Genomic DNA, 24,574 nt, shown 5'->3' on the forward strand with positions numbered 1-24,574 from the left:
AAAATCCCGAGACATACAAGCCAAAATGCCATCACCGAAGGTGATTTACGCGAGCAACGAGTCAAAGTCCGTGCTTGCACGGAACCTTGAGGAGTGCCGCGATAACGATAAAAACTCGCAAAGCGTGTTTTTATCGTTTAAATGCATTTTGGCTCGTAACTGTGAAGGTACTGAACAGTTACGTTGCAGGAAAGGTTTACATGCAGAAAAAGGAGACAATCGTATGCTGAATATTTTTTATGGTGATATGAAAGAAGCTGTGTATAATACGGCAGCTTATTTTAAATATGATTACGAGGACAGTTGGATCATAGATCCGTTTGTAAAAGAAATGATTCAGGGTGTCGATCGGTCGACGGTCTTAGACAGTGGAGTCATCGACAGCCCGGTCCTTGGGAAGATACCACCAACAGGACTATCCGGTGGAGTGAAAACACTGATTCTTGTTAAATTTGAAAAAGATAAGATTTTTAATGCTTCGACATGCGGTGACAATTGCGCAAAATGGTTGTTGAAAATTGCTGCATCAGAGGATCGCACAATTAATCTGCATCATTTGATGGAATTTGGGGAAGAACCATTTCAGATCCGTATTCTGAATACGGATCAGGTGGTGTGTTCCATGAGAGAACTGATATCGATAGCCGGTGAATTTGTCTGACAGGAGATAGGGAGAATGAAGGGAAAACATAAAATTGTTGTTTCAACAAAACGCTTAAAATATGAGTTTGAACTGCACCGCAATCTGACTATCATTCGTGGAGACAGTGCAACCGGAAAAACCACGCTGGTAGATATGATCCGGGATCATATCAATAACCCGTCAGGCACACCGGTGGAGCTGGTTTGTGATAAAACATGCTATGTGCTGGAGGGAAACTTATGGAAAGCACAGTTATCGGAGATTTCAGATGGTATCGTATTCATAGATGAAGGAAATGAATTTATCAAAACAGAAGAGTTCGCGGGAACTATTCAGAAAACAGATAATTATTATGTAATTGTAACAAGGGAATCTTTACCTGCACTGCCATACAGTGCAGAGGAAATTTATGGTATCCGAACATCTGGAAAATATGGGACATTGAAACAGAGTTATCATGAGTTTTACAGAATATATGGAACAGATACCTGTACTAACCCGGTAAAACCGGAGATGGTTCTCACAGAGGACAGTAATTCGGGTTATCAGTTTTTTTCTCACATATGCCAGGCGAATGGGTTGAAATGCGAGTCTATGAATGGAAAATCGAATGTTTTCCACTATATCAATGAACATAAAGATCAGAAAATCCTTGTAATAGCAGACGGTGCGGCGTTCGGCTCGGAAATTGACAGAGTATTGAAACTGATCCGGGAAAATGAAACAGCAGCTCTGTATCTGCCGGAATCCTTTGAATGGCTGATTTTAAAGTCTGGGGTATTGAAAAATAATCAGATAGACCAGATATTGGATGAGCCGGCAGAATATATAGAAAGCAGGGAGTATTTTAGCTGGGAACGATTTTTCACATCTGTGTTAATTGAGAACACCAGGGATAGCTATCTGGCATATGCCAAAAAGAAGTTGAATGAGGCTTATCTTGGTGGAACGGTAGAGGATGCAATTCTTAGACAGATGGAGAAGATAGAACTGGGGTGGAAGAAAGAATTAACTGACATTTTACATGGCGAAGATTGTGAAATTAACCATTTTCATATATAATAAAATATATAATATGTCCGAAAAAGGGAATTTTCAGAAAATGTATATGGGGATGGAGGACGCTGTATGAAGAAGAGAAGAATATTCCGCAATCTGAACGACAAAGAGTTCGCCTGGGTGCTTTATGATGTGGGTAATTCGGCGTATACGATGCTGGCGTGTGCGCTGATACCTATCTGGTTTAAGGCGATGGCGATAGGGACAAAGCCGGGGCAGCTGACATCGGATCGGGCAACGGCTTATTACTCGATGGCGATTGCGGTGATCACGATCGTGGTTGCGTTGCTGGGTCCGGTGTGTGGAGCGATTTCTGATTATAAAGGCATGAAAAAGATCTTTTTTACCAGTACCGTTGCAGTGGGTGTCTGTGGGTGCATCCTGAATGGATTTGCCTGTCAGTGGATCGTATTTTTGCTCCTGTTTGCAGCAACCAAGATCTTTTACAATATGTCCCTGATGTTTTATGACTCGATGTTAAACGATATCACCACGGAAGAGCGGATGGACGAAGTTTCTTCTTATGGTTATGCATGGGGATATCTTGGATCGTGTATTCCGTTTTTGATCGCGCTGGTGGCTTATGTACTCGGACCGGATATGGCGGGTATTATTTCCGGTAAGTTATCCATGGCGATCGGGTTTGCGGTTACGGGGCTCTGGTGGCTTCTGGTGACGGTTCCGCTGATAAAGAATTATAAACAGATCAATTACGTGGAAAAGAAAGAACATGCAGTGAGAAGTGCGTTCCGCAGGATCTTTGAAACCATCAGGTTTATCGCAACAAAAGATAAAAAAGTATTTTTCTTTCTGATCGCATTCTTTCTCTACATCGATGGCGTGGGAACGATTATTGATAACTGTATCAATATCGGAACGGACCTGAACCTGAGCACTGTGGGCCAGGTGATCTGTCTGCTGGCGACACAGGTTGTTGCCTTTGGCGGTTCACTGGTATTTGCAAAATTGTCGAAGAAGTACGATACCGTACAGCTGATCCTGGTATGCATTGCAGGGTATTTTATCGTCTGCCTGTATGCGCTGACCTTAAAGAACCTGATAGGTTTCAGTTTTCTGGCATTCGGTGTGGGATGCTTCCAGGGATCCATCCAGTCCCTGTCGAGATCGTACTTTTCCAAGATCATTCCACCGGATAACTCGGGAGAATATTTTGGTCTGTATGATATTTTTTCAAAAGGAGCATCTTTCCTTGGATCGGCTGTGATCGCAGGAGTAAAACTGGCTGGAGGAACCATTAATATTGCAGTGGCATCACAGGCAATCTTTTTCTTCCTCGGATTCATCTTCCTGAAGATCGCAGATGGAAAAGAGCGGAGAATTATGGAAAGTAAATAAAGAGTATCAGAAGGAAATGCGGGAATAAAAAAGCTAATTACATATTGCAGATATAAACAGCAGGAGTCTAAGGATCAGTAGAAGGATTCTCAGGCTCCTGTTATTTGTGCAAGGTAAGTGCGGCTCTGTGCATAATAGAAAGATAATTTTCATACAGTCAGGGAAGAAATGTGATAAGATAAAAAGTAACTATTCAATAGATAACTGTGAGGGTACTGAACAGTTGCGATAAAAAAGAAATCAGAGAGGGATATTTTCCGGAGTTTTCCGTCTAATCTATGTAAACAAAAAAAGCCGGCCGGCAAACCAACCAGAAAAGGTGGTGCAAAAGTGACAAAAGAACAATTAGGAACCTTGATCCTGGATTCCGAGAGGCAGATGTATTCTACTGCAAAATCCATGTTATACAGCGATCAGGACTGTGCGGATGCCATACAGGAGACGATTGTAAAGGCATTTTCCGGAGTGCATACACTGCGAAATGACAAATATGCAAAAACATGGCTGATGCGGATCCTGATCAATGAGTGTTATACCATCCTGAGAAAGACAAGTAAGGTGATTTCTCTGGACGAGATGTGTGAGACGACGGAGCTTGCAGCGGATGAAAAGAGTGACTACAGCGATCTGTACAAAGCAGTAGGTTCTCTGAAAGAAGATCTGCGGATGCCGGTGATTCTGTATTATATTGAGAATTTTAACATCAGAGAGATTGCGCAGATTATGGATATCAGCGAAGGAGCCGTACAGAAGAGACTGGCCAGAGCAAGAGGAAAATTACGACAGGATCTGCAGGAAAGTGAGGCGTGGACATGAGATTAGAAGAGATGAAAAACAATATCCCGGAAACTCCCGATTTTATTCATAAGATGGTACAGGAAGAAGTCAGCAGACAGCTGCAGGACACCAAAGTGGTACCCATGAAGAAAAGAAAATGGAACAAAGTGCAGGCAGCCGCCGCTGCCGCCCTGTGTCTGCTTGCTACTTCCACTGTGGCGTATGCCGGCAACAGACTGTACCATATGTATGTGGAAAAACAGGGAAATTACCGTGTGGAGACTGGGATTCAGGCAGATGCCGGAACATCCGTGCAGCTCCCGGAACAGATTCATGATGTGGCAATCTCAACGAACTATATTCCGGATGGCATGACATGGACAGATGAAGATCATCTGCAATATACAGCACAAAACGGTGGCTTTACATTTAGTTCTGTACTGCTTGACAGTGATGATTTTGAGAAAGCAAAAGAAGATAAAAATATCGTAGAGAGTGAGGAACATACTTTTGGCAAGTACGAAGGTGTCTATCTGAGATATCATGAAGTGATACAGGACGGCTTCTTTAACCAGCGTATCTACCTGTTTTGTCCGGAAGAATACCGTGTGATCACCATCTATGTGGGCGATGATGTATCCAAAGAGGACGCCCTGAAGGTAGCAGATAATCTTCAGATCACAGAAAAAGATACCATGATAGAAACTGCCGGTATGTATACCTGGAGTGATATTGTCTCACCGGAAGAGGTACAGGGGGACGAAGCTGTAACCAGTATATCTGCTGACCGGCTTCCGGTTGCCGAAGTCGGAGAGAAAGTTGATCTGACAGCCAGCGGTGAAGATAAAGATGGAAATTACGCAGACAATATTCCGATACAGGCAACGGTAGATTCTGTTCAGATCACAGATGACCTTCAGCTTCTGAACGGCCAGATTCCGGAGGAATGGGAAGATGCTGTCGGAGAAGACGGAAAATTAAAAGAAAACACAATCTCCTACATCCGGGAAGGAGACGGAGTTAATACGCTGGATGAAGTCGTAAAAACAAAGACCGAACAGCAAAAACTGGTATATACTACCGTCACATACACTAATACATCAGACCAGGAAGCAGACCATATACTCTACCTTGGTTCCCTGATGATGTGCCACAACGATGGAAGTACATACAAAGTGTATACACCGGGCGAAGAAGCCGGAGACGGCTACGATCGCTGCACCTGGGACGGAGCAGCCCGAACCGGTGAAGTGAAATACTGCAGTGTAACCGAGAACTATGGTAATGGCGGAAACTATATCCCGTCCCTCAAACCGGGCGAAAGCATCCAGATATCCATGGCATGGATCGTCAACGAAAGCGACCTGAAAGAAATGTACCTGAACCTCAACGGCACAGGCGCCTCCTACCAGTTCGATGACGAAATCCTTGCAAACGGCATTATCGACATCCGTCAGAACTAGTACATCGTTTTCGAAATAACTGTATCATTCACTTGTCTACGAATCCGATTGCACAGTTTAAAAAGCCTCAGCGTAGCCCGCTACGCCGCCCTCATTCGGATAAAATCTCCCACAAACTGGGATTCGCAGACAAGTGTATAAGCGATACATAAAAAATCAGGAGAACAGGAGTTCATAACCCTCTGTCCTCCTGATTGTCTATGTGCCTGGTACCCCAGAAAAACACAATAATTGCCTGCAATATCCGAAACTCAACACTATCCACACTATACATACCTGCCGCTTTCTAATACCCAGAAACAATGCCCCTGCCCCGGAGCGTGAGACAGCCTTTTGCCGGCGCCTTTAGCAAATATGAGATCCAGCATTTACGCAGGCTTTCGCGAGGGTCCGCTGACCCTCGTGAACATAGCCGAAGTTAATGCTTAGCTCAGATTTGCGTTGCCGGCGGTTGTCTCACGCTCCGGGGCAGGGGCATTGTTTCGTCCGTGTCGGTTGGCAATAAGGCTGAGCAAGAGAAATATCTCACATTCCGGGGCAGGGGCATTGTTTCGTCCGCGTCGGTTGGCAATAAGGCTGAGCAAGAGAAATATCTCACATTCCGGGGCAGGGACATTGTTTTATCCGCATTTGACTATGATTTCACGCCACCAACAATATTCCACCCCAAGAATGAATAACATCCCCCACCCCCGTCAATCCTCTAAAAAAAACAAAAGGAGCCATAAAAAATGAAACACCAATCCCACGCAACCCTAACAGCCCTCCTGTTCCTCTCATTACTTCTCGTGACAGAATCCCCCCGCTATCTCCAAGACAAGTCCACTTCCACTCTTCAGCAACAAATCGCAACACAAGTACTGCGCTTTCACATAAGAGCCAACAGTGATACCGTTGCCGACCAGCAAAAAAAACTCCGGATAAAACAATCCCTCCTGGAATGGCTGATACCCATCCTCTCCGAAAACACCAGTAAATCAGAAACCATACAGTGCATCAGGAAAAATCTCCCGGACATCCGAAAAGAAGCCACCCGTATGGCCGCCCCGGAACCCGTCACCGTAACTCTTCAGAAAGAATGGTTCCCTGAAAAAACCTATGGAACCTGTACTTTCCCGGAAGGAATCTATGATGCCCTTCGCGTAGATATCGGACAGGCAAAAGGCCATAACTGGTGGTGCGTCCTCTACCCCTCCCTGTGTTTTGCGGATGCGCTGGAGCCTTCCATGACCGAAGAGGGCGAAGAAAAACTGCAACAGGTACTCGATGAAGATGCTTATGACCTCCTTCTGCATCCACAGAAGCTGAAAATCCGGTTTAGACTTGAATTCTTCTTACGAAACAGGTAGAATATGATAAGTATGTAAGCAGTGACAGAAGAAAAATGTAACTGTAAAAACAGGAAACCTGAATGGGAGAAGAGACATGAAAACAGATCGTAACGCACCGATAGGTGTATTTGATTCCGGTGTCGGCGGGCTCACGGTAGCCAGAGAAATCATGAGAAACCTGCCCATGGAAAAAATCGTATACTTCGGAGATACCGCCCGCGTTCCTTATGGAAGCAAATCCAAAGAAACCGTTATCCGGTACTCCAGACAGATCGTCCGATTCCTGCAAAAACAGGGCGTAAAAGCAATTGTGATCGCCTGCAATACAGCAAGTGCGCTGGCACTTGATACCCTTGAAAAAGAAATCGATATCCCGATCATCGGTGTGGTAAAACCGGGAGCCAGGGTAGCGGCAAGAGAGACTACAAAAAAAAGAGTTGGTGTTATCGCAACCGAAGCGACCATCAACAGCCACCTGTACAGAGAACTGATCCAGCAGATTGATCCTGAAATCACGGTAGTTGGAAAACCCTGCCCGTTATTCGTGCCACTGGTAGAAGAGGGCTGGCGAAAAGATCCGGTCACAGAGATCGTGGCCCGCAGATACCTGAAAGAGATGCAGGACGAAAAAGTAGACACCCTGATCCTTGGCTGTACCCATTATCCACTACTCCGCGGGGTGATCGGATCTATTATGGGTGATCAAGTACAGCTGGTAAACCCGGCGTACGAAACCTCACTGGCATTAAAACAATTACTGATCGAACAGGACCTGCTGAATCAGGGATCGGTAGAAGAAGAATTTCCATACCGTTTCTATGTAAGTGATGCGGCAGAAAAGTTCAAAAGCTTTGCCAACTCCATTCTCCCCTATGATGTGGAGATGACAAAACAGGTAAATCTGGAGGAATAAAAAGATGACAAAAGAAGTATTGATCCATCTGAAAGGTATGCAGACCACGGATGACCCCCATGGTTCTGATGAACCTCTGGAGCTGATCACTGTCGGAGAATATTATTACCGGAACAATACCCACTATCTGTTGTATGAGGAACAGATGGAAGGACTTGACGAACCGATACATAACCTGGTCAAGATCCGTCCCGGTCATATGGAAGTGCGAAAAAAAGGACCGGTACAGACCAATATGGTCTTTGAGACAGAAAAACAGAACATGGCCTGCTATCAGACACCATATGGTCCGATCCAGATGGATATCACAACGACCGGAGTAAATTTAGGGGAAGAAGAGGAACTTCTGGAGATAAAGACAGAATATGTTCTGGGGATGAATGGTCAGAAAGTAGCGGACTGTCAGATGCATATCCGTGTAACCCCGAAGGGCAGCAAAGAGACTACATTTTTCAGAGCATAATCAAAATTGGTCCACCGGACCAATTATTGATTGATATGCAATGCAACAAAAAACGGAGCTTATCATCCATCACTGGAAAATAAGCTCCGTTTTTGAATTTTATTTGTCTTTTTTTGCGATTTTGTTTTTCATTCTCCGGAAGAACTTTTCCTTCTGTTTTGGCTGTTCCAGAGGACCTCTGACACCGCGGACATCTGTGATATAGATACCACTGATTGTAGCTTTCACTTCTTTTTTCAATGGGATCAGATCGAAAATCTTCTCGTCAGCAACCATCGTCATAATTCTCGGACCGATCTTTGCTTTTACGATGGGAAGTTTTGTTCTGCGCATCAGCTTCGGCGTCTGATCGATTACCATCTGCGGGAGTCCGGATTCTTTGATCCGAAGTCTCTTCTTATCAATGATCAACATATTGACGGTCTGTTTTGCAGCCTCAATCTGTGCCTGATTTTCCTCCTGCTTTTTCTGTGCACGTTTGCCAAGAAAATAAAGGACAACCAGTACGGCAATCAAAATCACTAAAATAATTAATAATACCTGCCAGACTTTCATACTTTTCCTCCTGTCCTGTGATACAAGCACGAATCCATCATTCCATGCCTGTCTATTTTATCACTGATATGGGCAAAAGGCAATCAGAATCGGGGAAAATCTCAGGAAAATCCGATTTTGCTATGGCTTTCAAACGGATTCATGCTATAATATCTGGTAGGTATCAGCTTTTTTTTAAAGAGATAAGAACTGACCTGGATGGAGAAATAACCGGATGGAATCAGGAAACCACAGAGACCGCCGGAAGAACCATACAAAAGTCTAAATAAAGGAGTAAAAAAATGAGTCAGGAACAAAAGAAAAGACCACCCATGACGGAAGAAGAAAGACAGAGGCGAATCGAACGGCTTCGGAGAGAACGCAGAAGAAAAAGACGTCAGCAGGCGATGATCATGCGTGCCGCAGTTCTTGGTGTGCTGATCCTGATCCTGATCGGATCCATCGCACTGGTATCTGCTCAGGCGCGCCGTTCAAAAGCGAAAAAAGCGGAAGAAAAAGCGAAACAGGAGAAACTGATCCAGGAGGAAGAGGCAAAAAACAAACAGCGTAAGGAATCCATCGATCAGGCAGATGTTATGGCACAGGGATATGATTATGACGGTGCGATTGAACTGTTAAAATCTCTGGATAATTATGACAAAGATGCGGATATCGTGGCGAAGATCGCAGGCTATGAAGCGGACAAATCTACGCTGGTAGCGGTCAACATGAACGAGATCACTCATGTTTTCTATCATTCACTGGTTGTAGATCCGGAGCGGGGGTTTGCCGGCAATGACAGTGCAGCAGCCGGATTCAAGCAGTGGATGACAACGGTAGACGAATTTAACAAAATCACACAGGCGATGTATGACAATGGCTATGTGCTGATCGATCTTCATGATATGGTAACAGAGACGACAGATGAGAACGGAACGGTTCATTTTACCACGAATCAAATTATGCTTCCGGAAGGAAAAAAACCGTTTGTATTATCGCTGGATGACCTGTCTTACTATCACAGTTATGACGGTCGCGGTGTCGCTTCAAAAATAGTACTGGACGAGAACGGGAAACCGACCTGTGAGTATATCCAGGCTGACGGAACTACCGTAACCGGTGCATACGACTGTATTCCTCTGCTGGATCAGTTTCTGGAAGAACATCCGGACGGTGCATACCATGGAGCAAGGGGAACGATCGCACTGACAGGATACAATGGTATTCTGGGATATCGTACCGATATTGCTTATAAGACAAGAGAGAATCTGACAGCAGATCAGCAGGCATGGCTGGATGCCCATCCGGATTTTGATTATGACAAAGAATGTGAAGAAGCAAAAAAAGTAGCAGATGCTATCAAAGCAGACGGATGGAAGTTCGCCAGTCATACCTGGGGACATATCCGGATCGGTGATGCAAGTCTTGAGAGTATCCAGAAAGATACAGAGAAATGGCTCAGCTATGTAGCACCGTTAGTCGGCGGCACAGATACGATTATTTTTGCTCATGGACAGGATCTTGCAGACTGGCATGATTATTCCAGTGATAATGAAAAGTTCACATATCTGAAGAGCCAGGGATTTAATTTCTTCTGCAATGTGGATTCTTCACAGTATTTCTTACAGATCCGTGATAATTATGTGCGTCAGGGAAGACGAAACCTGGATGGTTACCGTCTGTGGAACGATGTCCACGGAGAGAAAAACCGAACCAGTGATCTGTTTGATGCGACACAGATTCTGGATCCGGCGCGTACGGATATGCCGTCATTATAAAAGGATACAAGGATAAGATGAACGGTGCGGGAATGAAACCGTTACATATAAGGAAAGAACATGAATGATACAACACGACAGAAAGTAAAAGAATCGCCTGAGGAGCGCAAACGCCGGATACGCAGACAGCGTATGATTCAGGAACGGCGCCGCAGACACCGGAGAAAAGCACTGATTCTGAGGGGAATCCTTGTGTTGATCTTTGTACTGATACTTGTGGGGATCGGCTCCGCCGTTTCCTGCGGAGTAAAAAAGTACAGGCAGTCAGCAGCCGGGAAAAAAGATTCAAAAAAACAGGAAACCCAGGTGACAGAAGAAACTGTGCAGATGGAAGCGGTGGATCTTAAGAAGGTTCTCCATCTGTCTTTCGAAAGTCTGATCGCGGATACCGATCAGGCTTTCGGACAGGAAGACAGCAGTGCCGCAACGACACTGGATCAGACCCGCGTGACGGTGGATGAGTTCAACGCCATGCTGGGGCAGTTGTATGAAGAAGGATATGTGCTGGTGCGGTTTTCTGATCTTGCAGCGGTCAATGAAGATGGGGCGATGGAGGCCAAAAAGCTGATGCTGCCATCCGGGAAAAAACCGTTGCTGTTATCAGAGACGAATGTGAATTATGATCTGGAACTGTCCGGACAGGGTCTGGCATCCAGGCTGGTACTGGATGGCAACGGAGCACTTACCTGTGAACGTCAGGCTTCAGATGGCAGTACTGTGACAGGAGCCTTTGATGTGGTTCCGTGTGTGGAGGCATTTATTCAGGAACACCCGGACTTTTCCAATAATGGAGCCAGAGGGATCCTGGGACTTACCGGATATAACGGAATTCTTGGTTATCGGACGGATGATGCTCTGGCAACATCAACGGATAACCGTTATGCGGCGAAATATGGAGTATTTGATACAGCAGCAGAAAAAGAGGCGGCAGCGCCTGTGATCGAAGCTCTGAAAAGTGCCGGATGGGAGTTTGCCTGTAATGGATATGATGGAACCAATTATGGCAGTGATGAAGAGGCCGTATCTGCGGATCTTACAAAATGGAACGAAAGTGTGGGAACACTTGTGGGAAACACCACGATTCTGTTGTTTCCGTCCGGTACAGACAGCCGTGGATGGAAAGCATATGATGAGTCGGATCCGGTATATCAGATACTGAAAAAACAGGGATTTCTGTATTATGGCAGCATGGATATCAGCGGAACAAAAACACAGTTGACGGAGCAGTATCTCCGATGCAGCTATATGAATGTGGATGGTTACCGGATGTATCAGGATCTGTATAAGGATGCCGGGCGTTTTACGGGGATTCTGGATTTTCAGGAAATCTATGACAGCAAACGACCGATGGCAGCGAATGAAACAGATACACAGGCTACAGGCGGAGAAGATGAAAAAGCCTGAAAAAAATGTGAAATCTGGCAGATATACTTTTCATTTAAAGAAAAATATGATATAAACAAAAGGTATTGTGCCTGTTAATGGGATGAAAATGGAGGATTTATGAAGAAAAGAGCGATAATGATCAGCATGCTTCTGGTAATGGCACTTTCCGTAACCGGATGCAGTCAGAAGACAGCTACAAAAGATAAGGATACAAAAACAGAAGAGACAGCCAAGACAGATGACGCGGAAGAGACAGAGTCCGACAACACGGAGGATACTTCCGAAGATACACCAACAACCGCAGAGCTGATGGCAGGTATCGATGTGGAAAAATGTGTGACACTCGGTGACTATAAAGGTGTGACCGTAGAAAAGACCATCCAGTCTGTAACGGACGAAGATGTACAGAATGAGATCGATAACGCGCTGGCAAACTATCCGGTGGAAGTAGACCAGGCTGCAAAAGAAGGTGACACAGTAAATATCGACTATGTAGGTAAGATCGACGGAGAAGAATTTGACGGAGGAAGTGATCAGGGAGCAGATCTGAAACTGGGTTCCGGAAAGTTCATCGATGGTTTTGAAGACGGATTGATCGGTGCAAGAAAAGGGGAGACCCGTACGCTGAATCTGACTTTCCCGGAAGATTATACACAGGATCTTGCCGGAAAGGCTGTAGAATTTACCGTTACAGTCAATGCGGTGAAAGAGCCGTTAAGCGAGCCTACGGATCAGTGGGTGGCAGACAATATCGAAGGATATGACAATCTAGCAGACTATAAAGCAGGTATCCGTTCAGAACAGGAAGAGAGCAATGAACAGACAGCAGAGAATCAGGTTCGTTATGCCGCATGGACACAGGTGATCGACAATTGTACCATCAATGAATATCCGGAGACACTGGTTGAAGTCGGAAAAAAACTGTATGAGCAGCAGGTGGAGACTTATGCAAAGTATGCAGGAATGGAACTGGATGCTTATATTGAGTCCTCCGGACTGACACAGGAAGAATATCAGTCCAATATGGAAGAGTACGGTAAGAACGTAGCAGCGCAGGCACTGGTATGCCAGGCAATCTGTGACAAAGAAGGATTTGCCATCGGTGATGACGATTATCAGAAAGCTCTGCAGGATATGCTGACAGAATATGGATGTACCGAAGACGAACTGATCCAGACTTATGGTCAGGATAATGTAGAACAGAGCATCATGCTGAACCGTGTCAGTAATCTGATCCTGGAAAATGCAAATGTGACAGAAGTACAGGCTGACAGCAGTGCGGACAGCTCCTCAGATGACAGTGGGAACTAATGTTTTGCATTAAGAATAAGCATAGATTACAGAAAAAGAGAGAAAGCCCGGTTGCTTTTTCTCTTTTTTTTGCATGTGCATATCAATAATCGGGCCGCTGAACTGATTTTGATGATATCCCGGGCTTGAAGTAAATGTCGATTCGAGGTAAAATAAGACACAGCGATAATTGTATATACAGGAGGAGAAGACAATGGAATTAGCAGTATTACAAAAAGACATGGTGACAGCTATGAAAGCGAAAGACAAAGTAAGAAAAGAGGCTATTTCTTCTTTGATTTCCGCAGTAAAAAAAGTAGCGATCGATGAAGGTCACAGAGATGATATAAAACCGGAACTGGTAGATCAGGTAATTTTAAAAGAACTGAAAACAGTAAAAGAACAGATCGACACCTGCCCTGCAGAACGTACCGATCTGATCGAAGAGTACCGGACTCGTTACAATATTATTAATGAATATGCTCCGCAGCTGATGTCTGCAGAAGAGGTGAAAATCTGTCTGCAGGAAAAATTTGCAGAGGTTCTGGCAACGAAAAATAAAGGACAGATCATGAAAGCTGTCATGGGAGAACTGAAAGGCAAAGCTGACGGTAAGGTTATTAACCAGGTAGTGGGGGAACTGTGTAAATAACCGAATAAGGCGGGAGGATTTGTTATTATGGGAAAATTTAAGATTGAAATGGGCGATATTACCACCTATGCGGTAGACGGAATTGTGAATGCTGCCAACACAACGCTTCTTGGAGGAGGCGGGGTAGACGGTGCGATTCACCGGGCAGCAGGACCGGAATTGCTGGAGGAATGCAAGACGTTAGGCGGATGTGATACCGGTAAGGCCAAGATTACCAAAGGGTACAATCTGCCGGCACATTATGTGCTTCATACGCCGGGACCTATCTGGCATGGTGGATATAATTATGAGGATGTGCTGCTGCAGGGGTGTTATGAGTACTGCCTGAAACTGGGAGAACAGTATGGTCTCAAGACAATTGCATTTCCATCGATCAGTACAGGGGTGTACGGCTATCCGGTGGAAGAGGCAGCGAAGATCGCGGTGCGGACAATCTGTGATTTTCTGAAATGGACACAGGTAGTGGAAGAAGTGACCATGGTGTGTCACGGTGAAGGTACCTGGAAGGTATATCAGGAAGCGTATCGGGAGTATCAGGCTGCTGAGAGCGGAAAGTAGAAAGAATGAAACGGGCAGAGAGGAGTATGTACAGCGGGGACTGTGCAGGACTTCATCTGTCCGCTTTTTACACAGCAAAACTATGGGAGGTTTTTGGGAAGATGAAAAAGTCATATGAGATGGACATGTGTACCGGTCCATTATTGAAGAAACTGCTGATCTTTGCGGTTCCTTTGATCTTGTCCGGGGTACTGCAGCTGTTGTTTAATGCTGCAGATATTGTAGTAGTGGGAAAATTTGCGGGAAGTCATGCACTTGCCGCAGTGGGATCTACAGGTGCGCTGATCAACCTGTTTACCAATGTGTTTATCGGTTTTTCCATTGGTACTAATGTACTGGTTGCCCAGTATTTTGGGGCAAAAGATGAACAGAACATCCAGGATACCGTACATACCTCGATGGCGATTGGCATCATCGGCGGAATTTTTCTGATTGTGGCAGGTATGATTTTTGCACCGATGATGCTGGAACTGATGGCAACACCGGAGGAAGTGCTGGGACAGGCTGCATTATATATCCGGATATATTTTATCGGTATGCCGGCGATGCTGATCTATAACTTTGGGGCGGCGGTGCTGCGTGCCATCGGAGACACCAGAAGACCGCTGTATTATCTGCTGGAGGCAGGTGTGGTCAATGTGATTCTGAATCTGATTTTCGTGATCGGATTTCAGATGGGAGTTGCAGGTGTCGCTATCGCGACCGTAGTTTCACAGTGTATATCAGCGGCACTTATCGTACGTTGTCTGATGAAAAGTGAGGGAATGTACCGGTTGTATCTGAAACGGATCCGGATTCACAAAGAGAAGATGATCCGTATTATCCAGATCGGACTTCCTGCCGGGTTGCAGGGAGCGATTTTTTCAATCTCTAACGTGTTGATCCAGTCATCCATCAACTCTTTCGGAGCGATTGCTATGGCGGGCAATACGGCAGCCGGTAACATAGAGGGATTTGTTTATGTTTCCATGAATGCTATTTACCAGACGGCACTGAGCTTTGTCAGTCAGAATGTGGGAGCCGGTCAGCAGAAGCGGATTCCCAAAATTTCCATATACTGTATGGCAATTGTATTTACTGTCGGACTTGCGCTTGGTACACTGGCATATCGTTGCGGAGGTACCTTGCTTGGCATCTATTCGTCCGATCCGGAAGTGATCGCATATGGTCTGGATCGTATGAAGGTTATCTGCCAGATTTATTTTCTCTGCGGAATGATGGACGTGGCGGTAGGTATTCTGCGAGGTATGGGATATTCCATCATGCCGATGCTGGTATCTCTTGCAGGCGCCTGTGGACTGCGAATCGTGTGGATCTTTACTGTCTTTGTATGGAAACATTCACTGTTTGTCCTGTACCTGTCGTATCCGATTACCTGGATCATCACATTGAGTGTTCATCTGATCTGCTTTGCAGTAGTATGGAAAAGAAAAAAAGGGATCTGGGCGACCGTAAAACCGCATCCGGATCTTGGAAAAACGGAGGAATAACATGCGTCTGAAAAAAATACAGGAAGCGCTGAAAACAAAGAATATTATATTTACCTATACAGAAGAGGACAATTGCGGAAGTCTTGATTTTCAGTTCCGTGGACTGCGGTATCATATCTGGGAATTTGTGGACGGTGACATCTGGGGCGTGGAGACAAATGTATATCACGCCGGAAAAAGTGAGGATATTACCGGAGATTACGAAAAAGAGATCAGCGAACTGATCTTAAGCTGGCCGGATATGGCGATTCCGGGATAAATCTAAAGCAGGTATTTTTGCAGCGGACAGAGGCTTTGGAGAAGTAAGAAGTGTATAGTTACAAAAAAACAGATTCGATTCAAAGTGGATATTTCTCAGAAAGTATCCGGTTTGAGTCGAATCTGTTTTTGATTGTAACTGTTCAGTACCTTCACAGTTACGAGCCAAAATGCATTTAAACGATAAAAACACGCTTTGCGAGTTTTTATCGTTATCGCGGCACTCCTCAAGGTTCCGTGCAAGCACGGACTTTGACTCGTTGCTCGCGTAAATCACCTTCGGTGATGGCATTTTGGCTTGTATGTCTCGGGATTTTGACATATTCATGTCAAAACACCTCGCGGGACAGTGTCTACTGAATAGTTACTTTTGATTTACATAAATAACGGACTAAAATCCGTGTTTACAGAAAATTACTCATCAACAACTTCCAGTACATCCATCGGACATGCTTTTGCACAGATGCCGCAGGCAATACATTTGGATGCCGGGTTGCCCTCTGTTTTTACAATCAGACCAAATGGACAGGCTTCTGCACATTTGCCACAGCCGGTACATTTTTTCTTGTTGATCATATAAACACCCTTTGGATTCTGTGTGATTGCACCTTCCGGACAGGCTTCCGCACATTTGCCGCACTGTGGGCAGGCCATTGGACGAACAGATTTTTTCTCTACGATCTGGATGCAGGATTTGTCCGGGTCGAATTCTTTATAGAAAGACTCGGAACAGGCTCTGACACATGCCAGACATGCCATACAGGTACTGCCTTTTTTTACTTTCAGTTTCTTCATAGTATCGTATCCTCCGCTTTATCAGTAATGTTACCGAGAAATATTCTCAATAATATTATTGTACAGCAAACGGTAAGAAAGTAAAGAGAAAGTTAGTGAAAATCGTTTAAAAATAGTCAGATTTTCTTACAGAAAATATACCGCGCAAGCCCACCGTATTTGAGGGCTTTTGTTACAAGTTTATACCCCAGCTGCTCAAAATTATGTACACTGTACACATTATCCGGATGTGCGGTTCCCATCAGCCAGCGAAAACCGGCAGAACGAAGCTGCTCTTCTGCGGCTTCCATTAGTTTCTTTTGCAATCCATTGCCACGATAGGAACTGCGCACCATGACAATCTCCATATGTGCCACCAGAGAAAGCTGTAAATCATCCGGTTCCAGATAACTTCCCAGGTTTTCATCACCGAGATCGGAAGTCCGTGCCACAAAAACTGCCGCCAGTTCCTTTCTGCCATCCGCAGCAACTGCCTCCGCTTTCAACCCAAACCCGGAGACTGTCATATAACGAATCAGATCTTCCCGTTCATCCATACTGAACCAGCTTTTTTCGGGGAGTTCACGGTAGATTTCGTTCATACAGTCAAGTACCGTGGGGAGATCCTCCGGGGATATCCGGGAGATGGAAAAGGAAGGAACGGAAGATAAATTGAATTGATCAGACATAGAAAACACTCCTTTGTGCTTGTAATTTAACTCTGACATCTTGAAATAAATATAACCAGTAATAAATATATCGGTAAAAAGATGTTTTGGCAAAGGAAATTTAAAAAAGAAAAAGCGGAGACTGTATTATATCTATTATATCGAGGTGTTCCGCAGACATACCACCCCAATCCCCCGCATACATTGTAAAAATAATGTACGCAGGGGATTTTATCGTGAAGGATTATATTGAGGAGCGTGCAGTAGAAATTGCGGGCTATATCATAGAAACAAAAGCTACGGTGCGGCAGACGGCGAAGCAATTCGGGATCAGTAAGTCTACGGTACATAAAGACTGTACCGATCGTCTTCAGCAGATCAACCCATCCCTGGCACGGGCGGTCCGGAATGTGCTGGATGTCAACAAGCAGGAACGCCATATCCGGGGAGGAATGGCGACCAGGGAGAAGTATCTGCATCTTGGAGAGTAAAGATACAAAACGAAAAAGAGAAAAACAAAACAGAAAACATCCGTCAGGAAAACCGGAGAGAAGGAAAAGCACAGATGGACATAATCCCTTCCGCCTTTACATAGAATAGACAGAACGGCGAGAAGTAAAGGGGGAACAAGATTGTACGATCGTGGTTTGGGGGTGTTGGAACAGTATGGTCTGACCGCGGAGACGGTATTGCGGGGCAGGGGAGCGCTGATCTGTCAGACGGAGAAAGGATGGAAAAGTATCCGCGAATATTGGGGCTCCCCCGGGAGGCTGGAGCAGCAGAGAAAAATACAGAAACGCTGCAAGGAGACCGGGTTCTTACTGGTGGATCAGGTGGAGGAAAATCTGGAAGGACAGGTGGTCACTACGGGAGAAGACGGGATTCCCTATGTAGTGAAAGAATGGTTTCAGGGAACGGAATGTAACCCCAGATCCGGGGAAGATATTTTAAGCAGTATGGAAGCGATGGCAAAACTACATACGGTAATGCAGGCAGAGCAGGACGAAGATATGCCCGGGGCAGATCTTCTGGAAGAGTGCCGCAGACACAACCGGGAACTTCGCAGAACCAGAAAATTTGTACAGAAAAAGAAGGCGAAAAACCCGTTTGAAGAGCGGCTGGCGCAGAGCATCACTGCTTTTCTGGAAGCAGGGGAGGGAATGGTAAAAGAACTGGAAGACTCCGATTATGAAAGATTCTGTAAAGAACACAGGCAGGAGGTATGTCACGGGGACTGTAACCAGCATAACATTATTTTTACGCGGGAAGGCATAGGTTTTATGAATTTTGATTACTGGCATTGTGGATCACAGACAGAAGATCTGTGTCTGTTTATGAGAAAAATCCTGGAAAAACATAACTGGGATCCTGAGCTTGGAAGAAGAATGGCAGAACAGTATAATCGAAAGCGATCGCTGTCTGTGGAAGAGTGGAAACATCTGAAACTGTGCCTTTCTTATCCGTGGAGGTATTGGAAACTGGTAAACTATTATGCATCCAGTCAGAAGGTATGGATATCCAGAAAAAACATTGAAAAAATAGAACAGGCAACAGCACTCTGGCAGCCGTGGCAACGTTTTTTACAGAGTTTCTGCTGAAAAATAGCTGTGAAAAAGGGCGAAAACACCTAAAAACCTTGACAAAACAAGAGAGGCAGTATATAAATAGGTGTAGCGTTGTAAACCATTCAGCAGGAAAAGCCTGGGAAGGTACGAAAAAGCTATAAGGTATGTAATTACTAATTTACGAAACAGGAGGAATATCATGAACAAAACAGAATTAGTTGCAGCTATGGCTGAACAGACACAGTTATCTAAAAAGGATGCAGAAGCTGCTTTAAAAGCTTTTATCGATGTAGTATCTGAAGAAATGAAAAAAGGAGAAAAAGTACAGCTGGTAGGTTTCGGTACTTTCGAAGTATCTGAAAGAGCAGCAAGAGAAGGAAGAAACCCGGCTACCGGTGAATCCATGGTGATCAAAGCTTCCAAAGCTCCAAAATTTAAAGCTGGAAAAGCTCTGAAAGATCTGGTAAACGAATAATTTACTTATGAGATTAGATAAATATTTGAAAGTTTCCCGCCTGATCAAACGAAGAACTGTGGCAAATGAGGCTTGTGATGCAGGAAGAGTCCTGATCAATGACCGCCCGGCGAAAGCGTCTGCACAGGTGAAGGAAGGAGATGTTCTGGAGATCCAGTTCGGCAGCAAAGCTGTCAGAGTGGAAGTGCTGAATGTACAGGAGACTGTGAAGAAAGAAGAGGCTCAGGAACTGTATCGTTATCTGTAGAGCAAAAAGGACAGTCCGGCATAAGCCTTTTGAGAGGGCACAGAGGAACAGCGAAGGAAATAACATGAGAAGTAGGATCCCTTCATATAATGTATCAGTACATTGTATGGAGGGATTTTTATATGGAAGAAAAGAAAGAAGTAACGCACAGCCTCCATCTGGAACAGAGAGGGCATGGATTGATCACCGGGGTCACTGAGATGAAATCATTTGATGAAGAAAACATTTTTATGGAAACGAGCCAGGGTACACTGGCGATCAGGGGAAGCAGCCTCCATGTATGCCGTCTGGAGCTTGAGAAGGGAGAGGCAGAGATTGAGGGAAAAGTAGACAGTCTGATCTATACACAGGGGAGAAAAGAAAAAAAGAAAGGAAGCCTGTTAAAAAGGCTGTTTCAGTAGATGAGCACCTATATGGGGAGAGAGCTGGAACTGCTGGTACAAAGTATGATCTGCGGTGCTCTTCTTGTTCTGGTTTATGATGGGATCCGAATCTTTCGGATAATAGGAAAACGGGTGAAAAGTCTGGATACTGCGGTGGATATTTTGTTTTGGAGCGCAGCCGGGCTTTTTTTATTTTTTATGTGTCTGAGAGAGAACGGGGGAAGCGTGCGGTGTTATCTGCTTTGCGGAATTTTGCTGGGAGCAGGTGTCTGGTATTGGGGAATCGGGCATTTTTATAGAGAATTTGCATTTATTTTGGCAAAAAGGTTGCATTTTTGTTTACAAAGAGTTACAATTTTTTTACTTGTAAAAATGCGTAAATTCTGTTTAAAAATACGTAAAGGCCCGGGGATAGATAAAAGTAAGGGAGTGTGGAATGAAAAAAAGGAAAAGTGCTTCGCGAGGAAAAAACGCAGGAGCACGACGGATAAAGGTTCAGAATAGAGTCGCGATGATTTCTATCAGTATGGTAGTCTGTATGCTGGTGGTATTGCTTGCTTTCAAAGAGCATTCGTTGCAGGTGAAATATCAGACAAATGAAAACAGAAAGGCTCAGCTTGAAGAAGAGATAACGACAGAAGAGGCCCGTACCAAAGATATTGAAGATATGCAGGAATATATGCAGAGCGACGAATATGCGGAAAAGATTGCAAAAGAGAAGATCGGTCTGGTAAAGGACAACGAGATTATCTTTAAAGAAAATAAATAAGCAAAAAATGGCTGTTCGTGTCAAAAATTTCTGACCGGACAGCCTGTCTGTTTGACAAGTTTTTTGCAGCATGTCATCTATAATAAGTTTTCAGGAGTAACTGTGAAAAGAGGAAGCAGTTATCAGCGTAAGATGCCGTAAGGGGGTTATGGATGCATGCAGATATGGATGGTTGCCATGCTCGCAGTCAGTGCAGTGCTGATACTACGGGACATGGCAAAACTTGTTTTCACGGGGAGAAAAAAGGGTCGTCCGGTATACGATGTTTATCCACAGAAAGAAAAAATTGACCGGTATGCACGGTCTTTACAGAAACTTGCTCATACGTTCTATGAGATGCCCAGCAGGCAGGAACAGCTGAGCCAGGCAGAAGTACAGGATATGTTTGTGCAGGTGCAACAGCGGGTGTGCATGGAGTGCTCCGGAAGAGAAAACTGCTGGTCAGATCTTGATCCGCGAACCAGCCAGCAGGTATTTGAACTGTTGCAGATCATAGAAGAGGGCAATCCCGACCGCTTTTTACGTGCACAGAGTGAATGGCTTGGGCAGTGCCACCAGGCTTTCAGGTTTACAGAGGAGCTGCAGCGCATCTTTTTTGAAACCAGAGAAGAATTGTTGTATCGCAATCGGCTGATTGAAAACAGGATTGCTGTGGCGGAACAGCTACAGGAGGTGGCGCGGACGATCCGGAAAATTTCGTCTGATGTCAGTGCGGTGTGTATCCTGCCGGATGAGGAAGAAGAGCGGATGCGAAAATATATGCATAAACAGAGAATCCTGGTAAAACAGATCTGGTTTCTTGATCGACAGGACGAAAAGAAACGGATTTCCCTCACGATGCGCACACGGGGAGGACAATGTCTGACCATGAAAGAAGTCGCGAAGCATCTTTCACATGTGTGTGGCTGTCGGATGGTTCCGTCACAGGACAGTAAGGCCGTACTGAACAGCGAGTGGCGTACGGTACTGTTCTGTGAGGATGTGAACTATAAAGTGCTTTACGGTGTGGCCAGAGTCACGAAAGAACGGGAGACGATTTCCGGGGATAATTATGCCTGTGCAGCCACAGATGAACAATTTACGATGTGTCTTTCGGATGGGATGGGGTCCGGTATGGAGGCGAGTAAGGAAAGTGAAACTGTGGTAGAATTACTGGAACAGTTCGTAACTTCGGGGTTCTCCAGAGAGACAGCGGTACGAATGGTGAATTCGGCATTGATCTTACAGCGAAAAGGTGGGATGTTTTCCAGCCTGGATGTGTGTTCGCTGGATCTGTATACGGGCATCTGCGAATTTTTAAAGGCAGGGGCTGCTACAACGTTTATACGGAGAGGCAACTGGGTGGAGACGATCACTTCTACCAGTATGGCAGCAGGACTGGTACAGAAACTGGAATTTGAAAAAACAACAAAAAAATTATATGACGGTGATTATCTGGTAATGGTCACGGATGGTGTACTGGATGCTTTTGGGGAAGAGCCCGGAGAAGAAATCTTAAAGGAGTGGATTCTGCAGGCACAGGAACAGATGCCAAAAGAACTGGGGAGGCATCTGTTGGAAAAAACATTACAGTATGCAGACTACCGGGCAAAAGATGACATGACAGTCCTGGTTGCGGGAATATGGAGAAAATAAATGACTACAAAAGGCAGAAGTGGACAAACTGATAAAACGATGTGGAAAACAGAACAGAAAGTGAAAACATATGTGGAAAAATTCCACATGATCGAACCGGGTGACACCATTGTACTGGGGATTTCCGGTGGGGCAGATTCGGTGTGCCTGCTGAAGCTCCTTTCAAAGTGGAAAGAATCATGGGGAATTTCGCTGAAGGCGGTTCATGTACATCATCAGCTGCGGGGGAAGGAGGCAGATGATGACGAGGCCTTTGTTCGACGACTCTGTGAAGGAGAAGGAATTGTCTGCCAGGTGTTTCATGAGGATGTACAGGGAATTGCCAACCGGGAAAAAACAGGTCTTGAGGAGGCGGGAAGGCTTGCAAGGTATCGGTGTTTTACAAAAGTCTGTGAAGAGGCCGGCGGAGGAAAGATTGCTCTTGCCCATCATCAGGATGATCTTGCGGAAACGATGCTTCATCACCTGGTGAGAGGAACAGGCATAGCGGGTCTTTGCAGCCTGAAACCGGTATCCGGCAATCGGATCCGGCCATTACTCTGTCTGGGAAAAGAGGAGATTCTGGCATATCTGGAAGAGGCAGGACAGTCCTGGAGAACAGACAGCAGTAATCTGGAAGATGATTATACCAGAAACCGGATCCGGCATCATGTGCTGGAAGAACTGAAAACAGAGGTTAATCCACAGGCAGTGAGGCATATGGCACAGCTGAGCGAAGAACTGGAAGAAGCCAGAGAAGTGCTTGCCCGGGTGGCAGAGAAAGAGAGAAAACAATATGTAAAAGAAGATGCAGATGGTGCTATACTTTTAGAAGCACTGAAAAAAGAACCGGATCTGATCAGCCGGCAGATCATACACACACTTTTAAAAGAGATTTCAGGGAAACAGAAGAATTTTACCAGAATCCATATAGAAGCGGTGCAGCAGTTATGGAAACAGAAGGTAGGGGCAAGAAGAGATCTTCCTTATGAGATGCAGGCAAGGCGAACCTATGATGGGATTCTGCTGGGACAGAAAAAAGAAAAAACCAGCAATACCGGAAAAAATGAAGCAATTCCGGTAACGGTACAGAGTTCGCAGTCAGAATCTTTTCAGGCAGGAGATCTGATTCTTACAGTAAGTCTGATTTCCCGTGATTTTGGGAAAATACAGGAAAAGAAGTATACGAAATGGTTTGATTATGATAGAATAGAACAGAAACTGGTGATCCGACACAGACAGCCGGGAGATCGGATCTGTCTTTTTGACGGAGGAGGCAGTAAGAAACTGAAAGATTACCTGATCGACCGAAAGATCCCGGTGGAAGAACGGGATCAGCTGTGGCTTCTGGCAGACGGTTCTGAGATCCTGTGGATCATAGGAGACAGAATCAGCGCAGCGTATAAAGTGAAGGAGCAAAGCAGTCGAATCTTACAGGCAGAGATTAAAGGAGGAAGTACTCATGAGTGATAAAATCAGTGTATTGATCAGCGAAGAGGATGTAGAAAAGAGGATTCAGGAGATAGGATCGGCAATCAGCAAAGAATACGAAGGAAAATGCGTACATCTGATCTGTGTATTAAAAGGTGGCGTATTTTTTGCATGCGAACTTGCAAAAAGAATCAGTGTACCGGTAACCATGGACTTTATGTCCGTATCCAGCTATGGAGATGACACGAAATCAAGCGGTGTTGTAAAAATTGTGAAAGATCTGGATCAGCCGCTGGAAGGAAGAGATGTTCTGATCGTGGAGGATATCATTGATTCCGGACGTACTTTAAGTTATCTGATCGAGATTCTGAAAAAGAGAAATCCGGCAAGCCTGAAACTGTGTACACTGCTGGACAAACCGGAACGTCGTGTGAAAGAAGTACATGTAGATTATACCTGTTTTAATATTCCGGATGAATTTGTTGTAGGTTATGGTCTGGATTACGCACAGCGTTACAGAAATCTGCCGTTTATCGGCGTGGTAGAACCGGGTGCAGGAGAAGAATAATAACCTGGGAAACCGTAACTGTGAAGGTACTGAACAGTTACTATAAATGAATAAAAACAGTCACAGACTGAAAAAAATATAGAGTGTACGCAGGGTATCTTCCGGAAAATATTTCGTAGAGATTTCCTG

29 protein-coding genes are annotated in these 24,574 nt (G+C 44.9%); 25 read left to right on the plus strand and 4 right to left on the minus strand.

Annotated elements, in window-relative coordinates:
• Window positions 1-223 precede the first annotated feature (223 nt).
• The 5 genes from FYJ57_RS04580 (at window position 224) to FYJ57_RS04600 (ending at window position 5,298) form a co-directional block, all read left to right on the plus strand.
• A complete protein-coding gene (locus FYJ57_RS04580; protein ID WP_154431697.1) occupies window positions 224-661 on the plus strand; it encodes a DUF4869 domain-containing protein in 438 nt (145 codons plus the stop codon).
• Between the two features lie 15 nt (window positions 662-676).
• The gene (locus FYJ57_RS04585; protein ID WP_154431698.1) at window positions 677-1,705 is read left to right on the plus strand and encodes a translation initiation factor 2; all 1,029 of its coding nucleotides are present in this window, start codon (window positions 677-679) and stop codon (window positions 1,703-1,705) included.
• A gap of 66 nt (window positions 1,706-1,771) precedes the next feature.
• The gene (locus tag FYJ57_RS04590; RefSeq protein ID WP_154431699.1) at window positions 1,772-3,058 is read left to right on the plus strand and encodes an MFS transporter; all 1,287 of its coding nucleotides are present in this window, start codon (window positions 1,772-1,774) and stop codon (window positions 3,056-3,058) included.
• A 330-nt stretch (window positions 3,059-3,388) separates the two neighbouring features.
• Complete coding sequence (locus tag FYJ57_RS04595; RefSeq protein ID WP_117524830.1) at window positions 3,389-3,874, plus strand: sigma-70 family RNA polymerase sigma factor; 486 nt, start codon at window positions 3,389-3,391, stop codon at window positions 3,872-3,874.
• The gene (locus FYJ57_RS04600) at window positions 3,871-5,298 is read left to right on the plus strand and encodes a DUF4367 domain-containing protein (RefSeq protein WP_154431700.1); all 1,428 of its coding nucleotides are present in this window, start codon (window positions 3,871-3,873) and stop codon (window positions 5,296-5,298) included. The genes FYJ57_RS04595 and FYJ57_RS04600 overlap by 4 nt, the downstream gene beginning before the upstream one ends.
• 57 nt (window positions 5,299-5,355) lie before the next feature.
• Here FYJ57_RS04600 and FYJ57_RS16510 read toward each other — a convergent pair whose 3' ends face one another.
• Window positions 5,356-5,448 (minus strand): DUF6783 domain-containing protein, encoded by a 93-nt coding sequence (locus FYJ57_RS16510; protein WP_408636459.1) that lies wholly within the window; start codon window positions 5,446-5,448, stop codon window positions 5,356-5,358.
• Window positions 5,449-6,029: 581 nt separating this feature from the next.
• Here FYJ57_RS16510 and FYJ57_RS04605 point away from each other — a divergent pair.
• The 3 genes from FYJ57_RS04605 (at window position 6,030) to FYJ57_RS04615 (ending at window position 8,005) form a co-directional block, all read left to right on the plus strand.
• The gene (locus FYJ57_RS04605) at window positions 6,030-6,647 is read left to right on the plus strand and encodes a stage II sporulation protein R (protein ID WP_154431701.1); all 618 of its coding nucleotides are present in this window, start codon (window positions 6,030-6,032) and stop codon (window positions 6,645-6,647) included.
• Between the two features lie 76 nt (window positions 6,648-6,723).
• The gene (gene murI, locus FYJ57_RS04610) at window positions 6,724-7,542 is read left to right on the plus strand and encodes a glutamate racemase (protein ID WP_022171045.1); all 819 of its coding nucleotides are present in this window, start codon (window positions 6,724-6,726) and stop codon (window positions 7,540-7,542) included.
• Between the two features lie 4 nt (window positions 7,543-7,546).
• Window positions 7,547-8,005, plus strand: a complete 459-nt coding sequence (locus FYJ57_RS04615) for a YwiB family protein (protein WP_022171046.1) — start codon at window positions 7,547-7,549, stop codon at window positions 8,003-8,005.
• Between the two features lie 99 nt (window positions 8,006-8,104).
• On the opposite strand, the gene FYJ57_RS04620 is transcribed toward FYJ57_RS04615, so the two are convergent.
• Window positions 8,105-8,560 carry a hypothetical protein gene (locus FYJ57_RS04620; RefSeq protein WP_022171047.1) on the minus strand — a complete coding sequence of 152 codons (456 nt, stop codon included), beginning with the start codon at window positions 8,558-8,560 and terminating at the stop codon, window positions 8,105-8,107.
• 281 nt (window positions 8,561-8,841) lie between these two features.
• On the opposite strand from FYJ57_RS04620, the gene FYJ57_RS04625 reads away from it, so the two are divergent.
• From FYJ57_RS04625 to FYJ57_RS04655, 7 genes are all read left to right on the plus strand, one after another.
• The gene (locus tag FYJ57_RS04625; RefSeq protein WP_235904399.1) at window positions 8,842-10,317 is read left to right on the plus strand and encodes a polysaccharide deacetylase; all 1,476 of its coding nucleotides are present in this window, start codon (window positions 8,842-8,844) and stop codon (window positions 10,315-10,317) included.
• 60 nt (window positions 10,318-10,377) lie between these two features.
• Entirely contained in the window at window positions 10,378-11,721 is a 1,344-nt protein-coding gene (locus FYJ57_RS04630; RefSeq protein ID WP_154431702.1) for a polysaccharide deacetylase family protein, read from the plus strand.
• Window positions 11,722-11,820: 99 nt separating this feature from the next.
• Window positions 11,821-13,014, plus strand: a complete 1,194-nt coding sequence (gene tig, locus FYJ57_RS04635) for a trigger factor (protein ID WP_154431703.1) — start codon at window positions 11,821-11,823, stop codon at window positions 13,012-13,014.
• 193 nt (window positions 13,015-13,207) lie between these two features.
• Window positions 13,208-13,645, plus strand: coding sequence for a GatB/YqeY domain-containing protein (locus FYJ57_RS04640; RefSeq protein WP_022171051.1), 438 nt, complete (start codon window positions 13,208-13,210; stop codon window positions 13,643-13,645).
• Window positions 13,646-13,672: 27 nt separating this feature from the next.
• Window positions 13,673-14,203, plus strand: a complete 531-nt coding sequence (locus tag FYJ57_RS04645) for an O-acetyl-ADP-ribose deacetylase (RefSeq protein WP_118635334.1) — start codon at window positions 13,673-13,675, stop codon at window positions 14,201-14,203.
• Between the two features lie 101 nt (window positions 14,204-14,304).
• On the plus strand, window positions 14,305-15,693 hold the full coding sequence (locus FYJ57_RS04650; RefSeq protein ID WP_154431704.1) for an MATE family efflux transporter: 1,389 nt from the start codon (window positions 14,305-14,307) through the stop codon (window positions 15,691-15,693).
• A 1-nt stretch (window position 15,694) separates the two neighbouring features.
• Window positions 15,695-15,952, plus strand: a complete 258-nt coding sequence (locus tag FYJ57_RS04655) for a hypothetical protein (RefSeq protein WP_022171054.1) — start codon at window positions 15,695-15,697, stop codon at window positions 15,950-15,952.
• 413 nt (window positions 15,953-16,365) lie between these two features.
• Here FYJ57_RS04655 and FYJ57_RS04660 read toward each other — a convergent pair whose 3' ends face one another.
• Both FYJ57_RS04660 and FYJ57_RS04665 read right to left on the minus strand, forming a co-directional pair.
• Window positions 16,366-16,746 carry a 4Fe-4S binding protein gene (locus FYJ57_RS04660; protein ID WP_022171055.1) on the minus strand — a complete coding sequence of 127 codons (381 nt, stop codon included), beginning with the start codon at window positions 16,744-16,746 and terminating at the stop codon, window positions 16,366-16,368.
• 116 nt (window positions 16,747-16,862) lie between these two features.
• Complete coding sequence (locus tag FYJ57_RS04665) at window positions 16,863-17,414, minus strand: GNAT family N-acetyltransferase (RefSeq protein ID WP_205839910.1); 552 nt, start codon at window positions 17,412-17,414, stop codon at window positions 16,863-16,865.
• 215 nt (window positions 17,415-17,629) lie between these two features.
• Between FYJ57_RS04665 and spoIIID the strand changes: the two genes are divergently transcribed.
• From spoIIID to hpt, 10 genes are all read left to right on the plus strand, one after another.
• The gene (gene spoIIID / locus FYJ57_RS04670) at window positions 17,630-17,884 is read left to right on the plus strand and encodes a sporulation transcriptional regulator SpoIIID (RefSeq protein WP_215636701.1); all 255 of its coding nucleotides are present in this window, start codon (window positions 17,630-17,632) and stop codon (window positions 17,882-17,884) included.
• Window positions 17,885-18,025: 141 nt separating this feature from the next.
• Window positions 18,026-18,991: a phosphotransferase gene (locus FYJ57_RS04675; protein WP_154431707.1), complete on the plus strand. Its 966-nt coding sequence runs from the start codon at window positions 18,026-18,028 to the stop codon at window positions 18,989-18,991.
• A 166-nt stretch (window positions 18,992-19,157) separates the two neighbouring features.
• Window positions 19,158-19,433 (plus strand): non-specific DNA-binding protein Hbs, encoded by a 276-nt coding sequence (locus FYJ57_RS04680; protein ID WP_022171059.1) that lies wholly within the window; start codon window positions 19,158-19,160, stop codon window positions 19,431-19,433.
• Between the two features lie 7 nt (window positions 19,434-19,440).
• Window positions 19,441-19,680, plus strand: coding sequence for an RNA-binding S4 domain-containing protein (locus FYJ57_RS04685; protein WP_022171060.1), 240 nt, complete (start codon window positions 19,441-19,443; stop codon window positions 19,678-19,680).
• A 122-nt stretch (window positions 19,681-19,802) separates the two neighbouring features.
• Window positions 19,803-20,081: a sporulation protein YabP gene (gene yabP, locus FYJ57_RS04690; protein WP_106491738.1), complete on the plus strand. Its 279-nt coding sequence runs from the start codon at window positions 19,803-19,805 to the stop codon at window positions 20,079-20,081.
• A gap of 12 nt (window positions 20,082-20,093) precedes the next feature.
• Complete coding sequence (yabQ, locus tag FYJ57_RS04695) at window positions 20,094-20,567, plus strand: spore cortex biosynthesis protein YabQ (protein ID WP_328597433.1); 474 nt, start codon at window positions 20,094-20,096, stop codon at window positions 20,565-20,567.
• A gap of 7 nt (window positions 20,568-20,574) precedes the next feature.
• A complete protein-coding gene (locus FYJ57_RS04700; RefSeq protein ID WP_022171063.1) occupies window positions 20,575-20,832 on the plus strand; it encodes an FtsB family cell division protein in 258 nt (85 codons plus the stop codon).
• A gap of 156 nt (window positions 20,833-20,988) precedes the next feature.
• A complete protein-coding gene (locus FYJ57_RS04705; protein WP_154431710.1) occupies window positions 20,989-22,467 on the plus strand; it encodes a SpoIIE family protein phosphatase in 1,479 nt (492 codons plus the stop codon).
• Entirely contained in the window at window positions 22,468-23,916 is a 1,449-nt protein-coding gene (gene tilS, locus FYJ57_RS04710; RefSeq protein WP_154431711.1) for a tRNA lysidine(34) synthetase TilS, read from the plus strand.
• Window positions 23,909-24,445, plus strand: a complete 537-nt coding sequence (gene hpt / locus FYJ57_RS04715; protein ID WP_022171066.1) for a hypoxanthine phosphoribosyltransferase — start codon at window positions 23,909-23,911, stop codon at window positions 24,443-24,445. The genes tilS and hpt overlap by 8 nt, the downstream gene beginning before the upstream one ends.
• The last annotated feature ends 129 nt before the right edge of the window (window positions 24,446-24,574 follow it).

This window comes from Oliverpabstia intestinalis, from assembly GCF_009696065.1.
Classification (GTDB): domain Bacteria; phylum Bacillota; class Clostridia; order Lachnospirales; family Lachnospiraceae; genus Oliverpabstia; species Oliverpabstia intestinalis.